Here is a 13885-nt window from a genome sequence, read left to right on the forward strand (position 1 = left end):
CGCTAGGTCACGATGACACAGCGAGATGCCCGCACTTCCGGCCGGTTCGGAGTGCGGGCCCCACTGCCGCCGTAACGCGAACGGACTAGCGGGTCGTGTAGTTCGGGGCCTCGACGGTCATCGTGATGTCGTGCGGGTGGCTCTCCTTGAGCCCGGCCGCGGTGATCCGGACCAGCTGCGCTTCCTGCAGCTGCGCGATCGTCTCGGCACCCGCGTAGCCCATCCCGGCGCGCAGGCCGCCGACCAGCTGGTGCACGACGTTGGCCAGCGGGCCGCGGAACGGGATGCGGCCCTCGATGCCCTCCGGGACCAGCTTGTCTTCGTTGAGCACGTCGTCCTGCGCGTAGCGGTCCTTCGAGTAGGACTTGCCCTGGCCGCGGGACTGCATCGCGCCCAGCGAACCCATGCCGCGGTAGACCTTGAACTGCTTGCCGTTGACCAGGATCAGGTCGCCCGGCGACTCGGCGGTGCCGGCGAGCAGGCTGCCCAGCATCACCGTGGACGCGCCGGCCGCGATGGCCTTCGCGATGTCGCCGGAGTACTGGATGCCGCCGTCGCCGATCACCGGGATGCCCGCCGGCCGCGCGGCCAGGTCGGCCTCGTAGATCGCCGAGATCTGCGGCACGCCGACGCCCGCCACGATCCGGGTGGTGCAGATGGAGCCCGGGCCGACGCCGACCTTGATGCCGTCGGCGCCCGCGTCGACCAGCGCCTGCGCGCCGGCCCGGGTCGCGACGTTGCCGCCGACGATGTCGACCGACTCGCCCAGCTCCTTCTTCAGCAGCGAGACCGTGTCGACGACCGCGCGGGAGTGCCCGTGCGCGGTGTCGACCATCAGCACGTCGACGCCGGCTTCGGCGAGCGTCATCGCGCGCTTGTGCCCGTCGACGCCCACGCCGACCGCGGCGCCGACGATGAGCCGGCCGTCCGGGTCCTTCGTCGCCTTCGGGTACTGCTCGGTCTTCACGAAGTCCTTGACCGTGATCAGCCCGCGGAGCTTGCCCGCGCCGTCGACGATCGGCAGCTTCTCGATCTTGTGCCGGCGCAGCAGGCCGAGCGCGGCGTCCGCCGACACCCCGACCTGGGCGGTGACCAGCGGCGCCTTCGTCATGACCTCGGACACCGGGCGGCTGTGATCGACCTCGAACCGCATGTCGCGGTTGGTGATGATGCCCACCAGCGTCCCGGCCGCGTCGGTCACCGGCACGCCGGAGATGCGGAACTTCGCGCACAGGGCGTCGACCTCGGCCAGCGTCGCGTCCGGCGCGCAGGTGACCGGGTCGGTGACCATGCCGGCCTCGGACCGCTTGACGACCTCGATCGCCGCCGCCTGCTCGTCGATCGGCAGGTTGCGCTGGAGCACGCCGATGCCGCCCTGGCGGGCCATGGCGATGGCCATCCGCGCCTCGGTGACGGTGTCCATCGCCGCGGACACCAGCGGGACGCCGAGCGTGATGTTCCGGGTCAGCCGGGTGCTCGTGTCGACCGTGCTGGGGACCACGTCCGATTCGGCCGGCAGCAGCAGCACGTCGTCGAAGGTCAGGCCGAGCATGGCGAACTTGGCCGGAACGGGGGCGGTGGTGCCGTCGCTGGTCATGCGGGTGAAGGGCCTTCCTGGCGCGGGATGAGCGGGAGTCGCCGGTATTCGATTCGAGATCAGTGACGACCGGGAGCCTTCCCCTCATGATATCCGCCGCCCGCCGCCCGCCCCGGGCGGTGGGCGGGCCGACGGGGCCGCCCGGTACCGTGCAGGCCGTGGCGCACGATGTCCTGCCTCCAGACCCGTTCGCGGACGACCCGGACGACCCGGCCCGCGCATTCGGAGACCCCGAGGACCGGCTGGACGAGCCGATCAGCGACTCCGAACGCACCGAACTACTGGCCGATCTCTCGGATCTGGCCGTTTACCAGGCTCTCCTCGAACCCCGCGGGGTCCGCGGGATCGTCGTCGACTGCGGTGAGTGCGACGAACCGCACTACCACGACTGGCACCTGCTGCGGGCGAGCCTCGAGCAGCTGCTGGCCGACGGGCGGATGCGCCCGCACGAGCCGGCCTACGACCCGAACCCCGGCGACTACGTGAGCTGGGACTACTGCCGCGGCTTCGCCGACGGTGTCACGGCCAACGAAAGCGCCTACTGAGCGCTCCTGACCCACGAGAAAAGCCCTGGTGAGTTTCCTCACCAGGGCTTTTCGCTGTCCGTCCTACGGCGTATCGGTGACGCCCTGTGGCTGACCGCCGGCGGACTCGCTGCGCGGGGTGCCCGGGTCGTTGCCGGTGGCGCCGGTGGTGGTCGGTGGCGGCGGGGTCGTGGTCGGCTGCGGGGTCGTGGTGGGCGGCGGGGGCGTCGGCGTCGGGGTCGCGCTGCCCGGCAGGCTCGTGGTGCCGCTGCCGCTGCCCGGGAGGGACGACGCCGACCCTGCCGGCGGCGCCTGGCTCGTCGGCGCGCCGGGCGAAACCGCCGGGATCGAGGTCTGGATCGGGCCCTGGACCGGCGCTTCGGGGTTCTGGAGCTGGGCGGCGAGCTGCCGGTGCTGCTCCATCAGCTGGTCGCGGTTCTCCTCGTCGGTGACCTGCGTCAGGGCGGCCTGGGCGTCCTGGAGGGCCTGGCGGGCGGCGTCGAGGTTGCCGCCGGCGATGGCGAGGTTGGCCTTCTCGAGGTCGAGCTTCGCGGTCGCGGCCGCCTCGACGGATCGGGTGTGGTCGGAGTAGAGGACCTTGGCGAGGCCCCACAGCGTGTCGCCGGGTTGCGCGGAGCGCGCGGCCAGCCCGGTGCCGGTGAACGCGATCGCCAGCACGGCGGCGGCGACGGCGACCGGGACGAGCAGCCTGCGGCGGCGGCCGCTCGAAGCGTGCCGCTTCGCGAGAGCGGCGGTACTGACGGTGCGCACGGCGGTGTCGACGTCGACGAGCTCGGCCAGCGGCTCGCTGTCGATGTCTCTTCGCCACGCCACCAGCAACGCGTTGAGCTCCTGGTCGCCGAGACCGTCGGCCAGTGCCGGGTCGGACCCGCCGAGCGCATCGAGCAGCGCGTCATCGGCCTGCACGGCCGACAGGTCGGCGGCGAACTCCGCCTCCGACGCCGTCAGGCCACTGCCGAAGACGTCATCCGGCTCGAATCTCTTCTCGTGACCGGTCACTCAGATCACCTCCTCCGCGGCCAGGACCTTTCTCAGCCGCGCGAGGGCGCGGTGCTGGGCGACGCGGACGGCACCCGGGGTGGAGCCGACCGCGTCCGCGGTCTCCTCCGCCGACAGGCCGACGACCACGCGCAACACCACGATCTCCCGCTGCTTGTCCGGCAGCACCTGCAACAACTGGGACATCCGCTCGTTCAGCTCACCTTGCAGCGCCCGCTGCTCGGGACCGACCCCGCCCTCGACCTCGTCGGGGATCTCGGCCACCGGCTCGGCGCGGTTGCGCGCCGCCGCGCGGTGCGCGTCGGCCACCTTGTGCTGGGCGATCCCGTAGACGAAGGCCAGAAAAGGGCGGCCTTGATCGCGGTACGAGGGCAATGCCGTTAGCACCGCGAGACACACCTCCTGCGCAACGTCGTCCGCCGAAGCGAACGATCGCTCCTGCCTGCCAACCCGAGCGCGGCAATACCGCACTACCAGTGGACGGATAGCAGCCAGCAGCCGCTCGACTGCCTGGGGATCTCCCTCGACAGCAGCGGCGACCGGTTCATCCAGTCCATCCCCCACATTGGCCATCGCAGACAACAGTCCCAGTGTTACGTGTAGGTGTGCAAAGAACCCGGCCCGTGGTCGCCTCCACCGCGCACCGGTGACCGCTACCGTACCGTCGGCTCGCTCCGGACCGGCGCGCGCGGTGTACCCGGGCGCGCCGCGGCGGGCGGAGCCGCGGTTGTTACGAGTCGTCCTGCACACCCGCGGTCGAGGTCGCCGATTCAACGAGCGAACCCGGCTGCGGGTACGAGATCCGCCGGAGGGGCGGGGTGGCGAGGCGGGAATCCGCCACATCGAACGCCGGAGTGTGATGGGGACCACATAGGTGCGGGCCAGGGCGGTGCGCCCTGGCCCGTCGTCACCTGTGAACCGGCCGTGTCAGGAACGGGGAGAGCGGCAGGTCAGCTGACCAGGCCGCGGCGGAAGCCGTGGGCGACGGCCTGCGCGCGGTCGCGCACGCCGAGCTTGCGGAACAGCCGCCGAGCGTGGGTTTTGACCGTGTCCTCGGACAGGTAGAGCTCGCGGCCGATCTGGCCGTTGCTCTTGCCCTGGCTCATCCCGCGGAGCACCTGAAGCTCGCGCTCGGTCAGCTGGACGCCCGGGTCGGACGGCTGACGGGGCGCGGGCACCGAGGTGCTCGCCAGGGTGTGGGCCAGCGCGGCGACCAGCTCCGGCCGGGACGCGTCCCAGCGGAGGTAGCCGCGGGCACCGCCGGCGATCGCGGCGGCGATGCTGCCCGCGTCGTCCGGGGCGCCGAAGACGATGACGTTCGCCTGGGGATTGGCCGAGACGAGCCGCCGGGTGGCTTCGACACCCGTCGGGACCGCGCGTTGCGTCCCGACAAGCACGACGTCGACGGGCTGACGGGAGTACCGGGCCAGCAGCTCGTCACCGTGCGCTACGCAGTCGATGCGACTGACCCCAGGGACCGCGGACATCACTCGGGTGAGCCCTTCACGGACACTGCGTCGGTCGTCGCAGATCAAGACCGTCGTCACGGGGTTTCCTTCCTGCAGCCGGGTGACATTCCTCTTCCCCTATCGGACGCTTTAGCCCGAACCTTGACACGATCCGGTGGCTTTTTTTGAACTTTCTTAGCCCGGATGCCGGAACACCCCATTCCGACGGCTCAACCACCCGGGACGGGGACCCATGGTGATTCCCCCGCAACCCTCCTCCCGCAAGGATCGGCGCTTCGTAACACTGCGTGCAACACCTGCGCCACTCTGAATCGATACTCCTCGGCGTGTCCTGGGCGCAGGTCGGCCGCGACAAGCGCCGCCGGCCACGAAAGTGAAAGGAGTTCGCATTCCTCCGCGGCCGCCATTGCATTTCCGACAAGGTCGTCCGAAATCTTCCGGTGATCGGGTGCCTCGGCCGCCCGCAGGGCCACGGCCAGCACAATCCGGGATTTCACGACGTGCCGCCGCGCGCCCCGCGCGAGCGCGGTTTCCAAAGCGCGCTCGGCGTGCGGCACGGCATCGGCACCCTGACCTGCAGCGAGGGCGATTTCGGCGCCGACCCAGCCGCCGCGGACCCGGGCCCGCCACCCGGCGTCCCCCGCGCCGGCCCGCTCGGCGAGCCGCCGGGCGGCGGCCAGGCGGCCGAGGGCGAGGTTGTCGGCGGCCAGGCCGAGGAGGGCGTCGGCTTTCGCGCCGGCGGCGTCGAGGCCGTCGGGATCTTGCCCGGTGTCCAGGTGGGCGGCTTTCGCGAAGGCCTCGCCGTCGAGCGCGCGGGCTTGGCGGTGGCCGCCCAGCTGCCGCCGGTGCGAGGCGAGGGTGCTGGCGGCGAGGGAGGCCGTCACCGGGTCGCTGTCGTGCCGGAGGGCATCGAGGAGGGTCGCGGCGGCGGCGTACCGGCCCTGGGCGCCGAGGACGATGGCGGCGAGCAGCCGCGCCCGAGGGCGGCCGGCGCCGCGCACGGCGGCGGGATCGGGCAGCGGATCGCTCCCGAACGCGGCGGCCCTGAGGGCGGGTTCGTGCACCCGTCCTTTCTAGTGGGTAGGACCGACAAAAAACATGATCGAACTACCGCCGCGCGCCTGGACAGGCAGGCCCCACCCATCCCTGGGGGCTGACCCCGGTCCAGTCTATCGGCGAAGTGCGACAAAACCGGCGGACCGCGGTCCGTCGGCCGGAGTTGTCCACACCGCTGCCCGGTTGTGGACAGCGGGCAGCCCGGCCCTACCGGTGCACGCCGACCAGAACGTGCTCGAGGCGGTCCGCCGCCGAGGGGAAGGTCCGTCAGCAGCTCCACCTTGCCCGGCAGAGCCACCGATCCAACCGCCGACAACCGGCACCCCACCTCGCCACAGACCACCCGAAACCGGCCACGCGGGCCGGAGCGCCCGCTAAAGGCGCGCGCCGACCAGGACGTGCTCGAGGCGGTCCGCCGCCGAGGGGAGGTCCGTCAGCAGCTCCACCTTGTCCGGCAGGCCCGCCGGGTCCCAGCCCGGGCCGCAGGCGAACAACCTGCTGCGCTGGCGTCCGCGCGACACCCTCGCGAACAGCCGCGCCTCCGCGACGCCGCGTCCATGCGCCCACAGCACCACCGCCGCCGGTGCGCTGCGGCGCACCGCCACCGCCAGCACCTCCGCCGGCAACGGGACCCCGAACAGCTGCGCGCCGATCCGCCGGCCCGCCAGGGACGCCGCCAGCGCGTACATCGGCATCGAGTCGCGCTCGCCGGGGACGCAGCCGAGGAGGACCGGGCGGGTGTTGCGGGGCTCGTCGAGCACCGGGGTCGCGCGGACCAGCGCCGCGAACACGCACTCCGCGAGCAGGTACTCGACCTCCGCGCCCGCGCTCGCGCCGCGCCAGCGCGCCCCGAGCGCCGAGAGCACCGGCTCGATCACGCCCGTCCACGCGGGGAGCACGCCGAGCTCGGCGATGGTGTCCGCGAGCATCCGCTGGACCGCGCCGACGTCCATCGCCAGCGCCGCCGTGCTCAGGCGGCGGGCCAGGCGGGAACGGACCTCGAGGCCGTCGTCGGCGACCGAAGCCCCCGGAGGCACCTCGGACTCCTCCGGCTGGGGTGGGCCGGAGCGGGGCATCTGCTCGAGGGCGTAGCGCGCCGCCTCGGCCGTCGACGCGCCGCTCAGCAACGCGCGCTGCATCAGTTCGAGGCGGCCGATGTCGGAAGTCCCGTAGCGGCGGTGCCGTCCGTCGGTGTGCCGGCTGGGGCCCAGTCCGTAGCGGCGGTCCCAGGTTCGGAGGGTGGACGGCGCGACCCCGAGCCGGCGGGCGACCGAGGCCACCGGCAGGGTGGGTTCTTCGGTGCCCGACCCAGCTCCCACGAGCCTCAATATCCAGGCACCCAGCGCAGTCGGCAACCGGAGGCGAAAGCCCTGCTCACACATCCGGGGGATGCCTAACGGCTGAATCGACCCGAATCGCTTGAACAACTATTGGCGCGCTTCTAACGTTACCGCCGTTGCACCGAATGGAGTATCGGCACCACCGCAGAGCAGCTAGCGGCATCGACCGAATGACGGAGGCGGTCAGGATGGCAGACACGCGCAGGCTCCCAGGACCCAACGCCGACATGTGGGACTGGCAGCTCGAAGGGTCGTGCCGGGGGATGGACAGCGCGTCCTTCTTTCACCCGGACGGCGAGCGCGGCCCGGCGCGGGCACGGCGGGAGGCCAGGGCGAAGGCCGTCTGCCTGAGCTGCCCGGTCTTGGAGATGTGCCGCAGCCACGCGCTGGCGGTGCACGAGCCGTACGGCATCTGGGGCGGGCTCTCGGAGTCCGAGCGGGAGCACATCATCAAATCGGACAAACGCGCGCTCAGCATGTCCGGCGGCTGAGCGCGCCACAGACATCGGAGGGCGGCACCGGGTGGGGTGCCGCCCTCCGTGCCGTTCAGGGCCGTTCCGGCGTGCCGGAACGGGGCGCGGTGGGCCGCCGGGAGGGCACCCGGCGGCCCGGCCGCAAACGAAAGCGGGGCGGCACACCCTCTCAGGAGTACCGCCCCGATCCCGTCGAAATCAGTGCGAGTGGCCGTGACCCGCCGCGGCGGGCTCCTCGTCGGCCGGCTTCTCGACCACGGACGACTCCGTGGTCAGCACCAGCCGGGCGATGGAGGCGGCGTTCGCCACCGCGGACCGGGTCACCTTGACCGGGTCGACGATGCCGGCGGCCAGCAGGTCGGTGAGCTCGCCGGTGGCGGCGTTGAAGCCGTGCCCCCAGCCGAGTTCCTGCACCTTGTTGACGATGACCGCACCCTCGTGGCCCGCGTTGGTCGCGATCCAGAACAGCGGCGCCGTCAGCGCGTCTTTCACGATCCGGACACCGGTGGCTTCGTCGCCGGAGAGGCCCAGGCCGCCCTCGAGCTCCTTGACCGCGTGCACCAGCGCCGAACCGCCGCCGGGCAGGATGCCCTCTTCGACGGCCGCCTTGGTCGCGGCCACGGCGTCCTCGATGCGGTGCTTGCGCTCGTTCAGCTCGGTCTCGGTGGCCGCGCCGACCTTGATCACCGCGACACCGCCGCCGAGCTTCGCGAGCCGCTCCTGCAGCTTCTCGCGGTCCCAGTCGGAGTCGGTGCTCTCGATCTCCTTGCGGATCTGCGCGATCCGCGCCTGGGTGGCGTCCTTGGTGCCGGCGCCGTCGACGATCGTGGTGTCGTCCTTGGTGACGACGATGCGCCGCGCGCTGCCGAGCGAGCCGAGGTTCGCGTCGGCCAGCTTCATGCCGATCTCCGTGGAGATCACCTCGCCACCGGTGACGACCGCGAGGTCGTCCAGGAACGCCTTCCGGCGGTCGCCGAAGAACGGCGCCTTGACCGCGACGGCGGTGATCGTCTTGCGCAGCGAGTTCACCACGAGGGTGGACAGCGCCTCGCCGTCGACGTCCTCGGCGATGATGAGCAGCGGCTTCTTGGCCTCGACGACCTTCTCGAGCACCGGCAGCAGCTCGGCCAGCGACGAGACCTTCTCGCGGACGAGCAGGATGTAGGCGTCCTCGAGGATCGCCTTCTGCTCCTCCGGGTTGGTCGCGAAGTGCGCCGAGAGGAAGCCCTTGTCGAACTGGACGCCCTCGGTGATCACCAGCTCGGTCGCCAGGGTCGACGACTCCTCGATGGTGATGACGCCGTCCTCGCCGACCTTCTCGACGGCTTCGCCGAGCAGGGCGCCGATGTTCGCGTCACGCGAAGTCACGGTGCCGACCTGGGCGATGTTCTCGCGGCCCTTGACCGGGGTCGCCTTCTCCTTGAGGACCGCGATGACCTTCTCCGCGGCGGCCTCGATGCCGCGGCCGATCGCGGTCGGGTTGGCGCCGGCCGCGACGTTGCGCAGGCCGACCTTCACCAGCGACTGCGCGAGCACGGTCGCGGTGGTGGTGCCGTCGCCGGCAACGTCGTTGGTCTTGGTGGCGACGCTCTTGGCGAGCTGCGCGCCGAGGTTCTCGAACGGGTCGGCGAGCTCGATCTCACGAGCGACGGTCACGCCGTCGAGGGTGATGGTCGGTCCGCCGAACTTCTTGTCGAGCACGACGTGGCGACCCCGCGGGCCGAGCGTGACCTTGACCGCGTCGGCGAGCTTGTTCACCCCGCGCTCGAGTGCGCGACGAGCGTCCTCGTCGAATTTGATCTGCTTGGGCATAGCGTTTTCCGCTTACCTTCCGGTGGTCTTGAACGCACGAACGCCCCGTCCCCCGGTTTGTGCGGGGCCCGGGGCGTCATGCGCTGCGAGCGGACGTCAGTTGATGACGGCCAGCACGTCGCGGGCGGACAGGATGAGGTAGTCCTCGCCGTTGTACTTGACCTCGGTGCCGCCGTACTTGGAGTAGATGACGACGTCGCCGACGTTCACGTCCAGCGGGACGCGGTTGCCCTTGTCGTCGATCCGGCCCGGGCCCACGGCCAGAACCTTGCCCTCCTGGGGCTTCTCCTTGGCGGTGTCGGGGATGACGAGGCCGGAAGCGGTCGTCTCCTCGGCCTCACTCGTCTGGACAACGATCTTGTCCTCGAGCGGCTTGATGTTCACGCTCACCGGGTTGACCTCCACGGTCGTCGAAAGCGTTGGCAGGATGTGGTTACGGCTCTACCACCCCCGCCGTCGCGGGTGCCGGGGCTGTCGGGCCGTGCGATTAGCACTCTAGCCACGTGAGTGCCAGCCGTGCAACCAGGGTCCACCCGAAGGGTGGTGCCCCTGCTTCCCGGCAGGTCGGAGGCGCCTCTTACTCCCGGCGTGAGTTTCTGGTTAAGTTCTCACCTCTGGCACCTGGACCCTGGGGGTTTATGCCCATGTCCCATCCCATCCCGAGAACAGCGGCCATCCTCGCCGCCGCAACCCTCCTCACCGGCCTGGCCGCCGCGCCAGCCCACGCCCAAGCCGACCCCACGAGCCAACGCCAACGCGACTTCGCGGCCGCGGCGGCCGAGTTCGACGTCCCGGAGAACGTCCTCCTCGGGGTCTCCTACCTGGAGTCTCGCTGGGACACGAACGCCGGCACGCCCAGCACGTCCGCCGGCTACGGCCCGATGCACCTCACGGACCTGCGCGAGGCCGGAGCGGCGACCAGCCACCACGACGAAGGCACCGAAGACCCCCGCGGCGACGACGCCCGCCCCGCGCTGCACCCGCAGGCCGGCCCGGCCGCCCCGCCGCCCACGCTGCAGACCGTCGACGAGGCCGCGCAGCTGCTCGGAACCGACGCACGAACGCTGCGCACCGACGCCACCCAGAACATCCGCGGCGGCGCCGCCCTCCTCGCGAAGTACCACGCCGGCCAAAGCGACTGGTACCACGCGGTGGCGCGCTACAGCGGCTCGGCCGACCAGGCCGCCGCGCAGACCTTCGCCGACGAAGTCTTCGACACCATCAAGACCGGCACCGCCCGGACGACCGACGACGGCCAGCGGGTCACGCTGAGCCCGGCCCCGGACGTGGTCGTCCCGCAGCACGCCGATCCGGTGCCCGCGGGCGTCGAGTGCCCCAAGCGGGTCACCTGCGAATCGGTCCCGGCGCCCTACCAGCAGCTGCCGAAGGACGACTACGGCAACCACGACCTCGCGAACCGGCCCGAGAGCCAGAAGATCGACCACATCGTCATCCACGACACCGAGGGCTACTGGGCCAACGTCCTCGACCTGGTCCAGGACCCGACGTACGTCAGCTGGCACTACACCATCCGCTCGGCCGACGGCCTGATCGCGCAGCACGTGCCGACCAAGGACGTCGCCTGGCACGCCGGCAACTGGTACGTCAACGCGAAGTCGATCGGCATCGAGCACGAGGGCTTCGCCGCGAAGGGCACCTGGTACACCGAGGCCATGTACCGCTCGAGCGCGAAGCTCGTCGGCTACCTCTCGCGCAAGTACGGCATCCCGCTCGACCGCGCGCACATCATCGGCCACGACAACGTGCCGGGCACCACGCCGGCGACGATCGCGGGCATGCACTGGGACCCGGGCCCCTACTGGGACTGGTCGCACTACTTCGACCTGCTCGGCGCGCCGCTCGGCGGGTTCGGCCTGCTCGGCTCGTCGCTGGTCACCATCGACCCGGACTTCGCGAAGAACCAGCCCGCGTTCACCGGCTGCGACGGCCCCGGCACCACCTGCGTGCCACGCGGGTCGGAAGCCGTGGTGCTGCACTCCGCGCCGAGTGAGTCCTCGCCGCTGCTGGTCGACATCGGCCTGCACCCGAAGGGCACCGCGTCGACCATGGACGTCGCCGACGTCGGCAGCCGGGCCGCGACCGGGCAGCGGTACGCCGTCGCCGAAGTCCGCGGTGACTGGACGGCGATCTGGTACCTCGGCCAGAAGGGCTGGTTCCACAACCCGCGCAACGCCCGGGTCGCGAAGCCCGCGATCGGCTGGGTCGTGACGCCGAAGCCCGGCCTCGCGACGGTGCCGGTGTACGGCCGCGCCTACCCGGAGCCGGAGGCCTACCCGGCGAACGTGACCGTGCAGGCCATCACGCCGCTGCCGTACACGCTCTCCGCCGGCCAGAAGTACTCCTCGGGCGGGACGGTCGGGTCCGAGTACTACTGGGCGACCACGTTCGACCCGGCGGACCACGTGGTGGTGAAGGGCAAGCTCAAGTACGTCCAGATCCAGTTCGGGCACCGGATCGCCTTCGTCAAGGCCGACGACGTCCGGATCGTCCCGGCGTTCTGAGCCGGTGGGTGGGGGTCGCGCTCACGCGTCGAGCGCGACCTTCACCCCGGCCGCCTGCTCGGTGTTGCGCCGCGTCTTCGCCCAGCCGTTGCGCCCGCGGACGAGCCGGAACAGCGCGCGCCAGGACGTCACGTAGAACGTGTAGATGTACGCGGCGTACGCGAAGCCCATCCCCAGCCCGCGCAGCAAGTTCCTGCTGCGCAAGCACTTCAGCTGGTAAATCGGGCCCCAGACCAGGAACGGCAGCAGCCCGAACGAGCCGTAGATGGCGAACAGGATCCAGGCGCCGCCGGTGAACCACGTCCACATCTGCGCCGGGTCGCCCGCGGTGCCGAGCACCAGCAGCACGAACGGGATCGGGTACAGCAGCGAGCCCAGCAGCTGCAGCCACGGCTGGGCCAGGTAGTACATCATCTCCGCCGCGCCGAGCGTGCTGACGTGCGGGGAATCCCAGATCCGGCGCAGGTACCGGGCGCACTGCATGGTGCCCTGGCCCCACCGGGTGCGCTGCACGAGGAACCGCCGCAGGCTGTACAGACCTTCCTGCGACACGTGGGCGTCCGGGGTGAACCCGGTGCGCCAGCCCGCGGTGAGCAGGTGGACGCCGAGTTCGAAGTCCTCCAGCAGCGAGCCGCGCCACGGCTCCCCGGCGCCGCCGGCGATCGAGTCCAGCGCGGTGAGGCGGGTGAACTGGCCGTTGCCGCCCATCGAGATCGTGCCGGTGAACCCGCGGGAGGTCTGGATCGCCGCGATCGCCGTGCGGAACTCCAGGTCCTGCAGCTGCGCGAGCTTGAGGCCGAACCAGCGGCCGAGCGGGTTGCGCGACGGCGGCGGCGTCTCCACGTTGCCCATCCGGACGTCGAGCTGGACCGCACCGACGTCCGGATCGCCGAAGAGGTGGTCCGCCGCGCACACCTCCAGGCAGTTCGGCGACGGGCGGCCGTCGGCGTCGACGACCACCACGACGACGTCGTCGCGGGCGGCGTCCGGCCCCATCCAGTCGTTCAGGGCGCGGTAGGCCGCGTTGAGCGCGTCGCCCTTGCCGGTCCGGGCCTCGGGACGCACGCGCGGCACCAGGTGCAGGTACGGGTCGTAACCGCCGTGGCGCCGCCACAGCATCCGGACGACGCGGGCGGTGCGGTCCTCCGAGTCGTCGTCGACGACCCAGACGTGCGCCTTGCGGAACGTGGTGCGCAGGTAGCGGATCGTCTCGCGGATGACCGTCTGCTCGTCGCGGCACGGCACGAAGAAGTGCCACGTGAAGCCGGCCGGGTCGCCGGCCGGACCGGGCTTGCGGCGCAGGTACGGCACCACGATCACCACGACGTAGACGAGGAACGCCACGCTCATGGTGAGCGCGAACGCCTGCGTGATGGCCAGCAGGACCTTGACGTTCATGCCTGCTTCTTTCGCGTGGACAGCCAGACGAACAGGACGATCGAGACGGCGCCGCCGAACACGCTCACCATCGAACCGAGCAGCGTGTGGCCCCAGTAGTAGCCCTCGTCGGTACCGAACCAGTGCACCAGCCCGACGATCGTCAGAATGCGCAGCTGGTTCACCAGCACGATGACGAGCGCCGAAATACCGAGCGAAAAGAAGAGCCGGCGCGCATTCGAGGGCCGGAAGTACAGCATGGCCATCGTCACAACGAGCAGCGGGAGCAAAAGGAACGCCGAAGAACATTCCGGCGTCATTCTCAACCCGAACGGAGCAGCACTGGTCAACCCAAAGTAAACAGACTCCCGATCGGGCGCGACATAAACACCCGATGTAGTGAACAGATCGAGGAGCACGCCGGCGAGCCGCACTTCGAGCTCGCGGTAGAACCGCTCGGCCAGCACCACCCCGGCCTCCGCCGCGGCCAGCGCACTCAGCGCCACGACCAGCGGAAACCTTGCCATTCCTGAGTTCGGAGCGCTCGCTACCGCCACGACGTTCCTCTCGGTGTCGATTTCCCGATCGAGTTGGGGGCACCGGCGAGCGTAGGACATATGTGCCTGTCGGCCCTATGACCACCAGCCGAACTCGGCGCGGCGTGATCAACAGCGTGGCACACACCCCGCAGACGC

The 13885-nt window shown here is 71.0% G+C and carries 13 protein-coding genes; 3 read left to right on the forward strand and 10 right to left on the reverse strand.

Going from position 1 to position 13885, the window contains the following annotated elements:
* Positions 1-85: 85 nt before the first annotated feature.
* On the reverse strand, positions 86-1597 hold the full coding sequence (gene guaB, locus ACFVYA_RS06990) for an IMP dehydrogenase (RefSeq protein ID WP_285988161.1): 1512 nt from the start codon (positions 1595-1597) through the stop codon (positions 86-88).
* Positions 1598-1746: 149 nt separating this feature from the next.
* Between guaB and ACFVYA_RS06995 the strand changes: the two genes are divergently transcribed.
* Positions 1747-2142 carry a DUF5319 domain-containing protein gene (locus ACFVYA_RS06995; RefSeq protein WP_003073549.1) on the forward strand — a complete coding sequence of 132 codons (396 nt, stop codon included), beginning with the start codon at positions 1747-1749 and terminating at the stop codon, positions 2140-2142.
* Positions 2143-2205: 63 nt separating this feature from the next.
* On the opposite strand, the gene ACFVYA_RS07000 is transcribed toward ACFVYA_RS06995, so the two are convergent.
* From ACFVYA_RS07000 to ACFVYA_RS07020, 5 genes are all read right to left on the reverse strand, one after another.
* Complete coding sequence (locus ACFVYA_RS07000) at positions 2206-3141, reverse strand: anti-sigma-D factor RsdA (protein WP_387043236.1); 936 nt, start codon at positions 3139-3141, stop codon at positions 2206-2208.
* Complete coding sequence (locus ACFVYA_RS07005; RefSeq protein ID WP_026468912.1) at positions 3142-3714, reverse strand: sigma-70 family RNA polymerase sigma factor; 573 nt, start codon at positions 3712-3714, stop codon at positions 3142-3144.
* 377 nt (positions 3715-4091) lie between these two features.
* Positions 4092-4688 carry a response regulator transcription factor gene (locus ACFVYA_RS07010; RefSeq protein WP_003073605.1) on the reverse strand — a complete coding sequence of 199 codons (597 nt, stop codon included), beginning with the start codon at positions 4686-4688 and terminating at the stop codon, positions 4092-4094.
* 131 nt (positions 4689-4819) lie between these two features.
* The gene (locus ACFVYA_RS07015; protein WP_387043239.1) at positions 4820-5674 is read right to left on the reverse strand and encodes a hypothetical protein; all 855 of its coding nucleotides are present in this window, start codon (positions 5672-5674) and stop codon (positions 4820-4822) included.
* Between the two features lie 366 nt (positions 5675-6040).
* Positions 6041-6946, reverse strand: coding sequence for a MerR family transcriptional regulator (locus tag ACFVYA_RS07020; RefSeq protein ID WP_387043253.1), 906 nt, complete (start codon positions 6944-6946; stop codon positions 6041-6043).
* Positions 6947-7194: 248 nt separating this feature from the next.
* On the opposite strand from ACFVYA_RS07020, the gene ACFVYA_RS07025 reads away from it, so the two are divergent.
* Entirely contained in the window at positions 7195-7497 is a 303-nt protein-coding gene (locus tag ACFVYA_RS07025; protein ID WP_033261506.1) for a WhiB family transcriptional regulator, read from the forward strand.
* A 180-nt stretch (positions 7498-7677) separates the two neighbouring features.
* On the opposite strand, the gene groL is transcribed toward ACFVYA_RS07025, so the two are convergent.
* Both groL and groES read right to left on the reverse strand, forming a co-directional pair.
* A complete protein-coding gene (groL, locus tag ACFVYA_RS07030; protein ID WP_387043241.1) occupies positions 7678-9291 on the reverse strand; it encodes a chaperonin GroEL in 1614 nt (537 codons plus the stop codon).
* 96 nt (positions 9292-9387) lie between these two features.
* On the reverse strand, positions 9388-9681 hold the full coding sequence (groES, locus tag ACFVYA_RS07035; protein WP_004559922.1) for a co-chaperone GroES: 294 nt from the start codon (positions 9679-9681) through the stop codon (positions 9388-9390).
* Between the two features lie 254 nt (positions 9682-9935).
* On the opposite strand from groES, the gene ACFVYA_RS07040 reads away from it, so the two are divergent.
* Positions 9936-11813 carry an N-acetylmuramoyl-L-alanine amidase gene (locus tag ACFVYA_RS07040; protein WP_387043243.1) on the forward strand — a complete coding sequence of 626 codons (1878 nt, stop codon included), beginning with the start codon at positions 9936-9938 and terminating at the stop codon, positions 11811-11813.
* Positions 11814-11834: 21 nt separating this feature from the next.
* Here ACFVYA_RS07040 and ACFVYA_RS07045 read toward each other — a convergent pair whose 3' ends face one another.
* Complete coding sequence (locus tag ACFVYA_RS07045; RefSeq protein ID WP_387043245.1) at positions 11835-13211, reverse strand: glycosyltransferase family 2 protein; 1377 nt, start codon at positions 13209-13211, stop codon at positions 11835-11837.
* On the reverse strand, positions 13208-13717 hold the full coding sequence (xrtP, locus tag ACFVYA_RS07050; RefSeq protein WP_387043255.1) for an exosortase P: 510 nt from the start codon (positions 13715-13717) through the stop codon (positions 13208-13210). The genes ACFVYA_RS07045 and xrtP overlap by 4 nt, the downstream gene beginning before the upstream one ends.
* Positions 13718-13885 lie beyond the last annotated feature (168 nt).

The organism is Amycolatopsis sp. NPDC058278, assembly GCF_042881395.1.
In the GTDB taxonomy this organism is placed as follows: domain Bacteria; phylum Actinomycetota; class Actinomycetes; order Mycobacteriales; family Pseudonocardiaceae; genus Amycolatopsis.

What these genes read in the sequence shown, in the direction of transcription:
- guaB (WP_285988161.1), bottom strand. Translation starts at nt 1,597, where the DNA reads ATGACCAGCGACGGCACCACCGCCCCCGTTCCGGCCAAGTTCGCCATG.
- ACFVYA_RS07005 (WP_026468912.1), bottom strand. Translation starts at nt 3,714, where the DNA reads ATGGCCAATGTGGGGGATGGACTGGATGAACCGGTCGCCGCTGCTGTC.
- ACFVYA_RS07025 (WP_033261506.1), top strand. Translation starts at nt 7,195, where the DNA reads ATGGCAGACACGCGCAGGCTCCCAGGACCCAACGCCGACATGTGGGAC.
- groL (WP_387043241.1), bottom strand. Translation starts at nt 9,291, where the DNA reads ATGCCCAAGCAGATCAAATTCGACGAGGACGCTCGTCGCGCACTCGAG.
- ACFVYA_RS07040 (WP_387043243.1), top strand. Translation starts at nt 9,936, where the DNA reads ATGTCCCATCCCATCCCGAGAACAGCGGCCATCCTCGCCGCCGCAACC.
- ACFVYA_RS07045 (WP_387043245.1), bottom strand. Translation starts at nt 13,211, where the DNA reads ATGAACGTCAAGGTCCTGCTGGCCATCACGCAGGCGTTCGCGCTCACC.
- xrtP (WP_387043255.1), bottom strand. Translation starts at nt 13,717, where the DNA reads ATGGCAAGGTTTCCGCTGGTCGTGGCGCTGAGTGCGCTGGCCGCGGCG.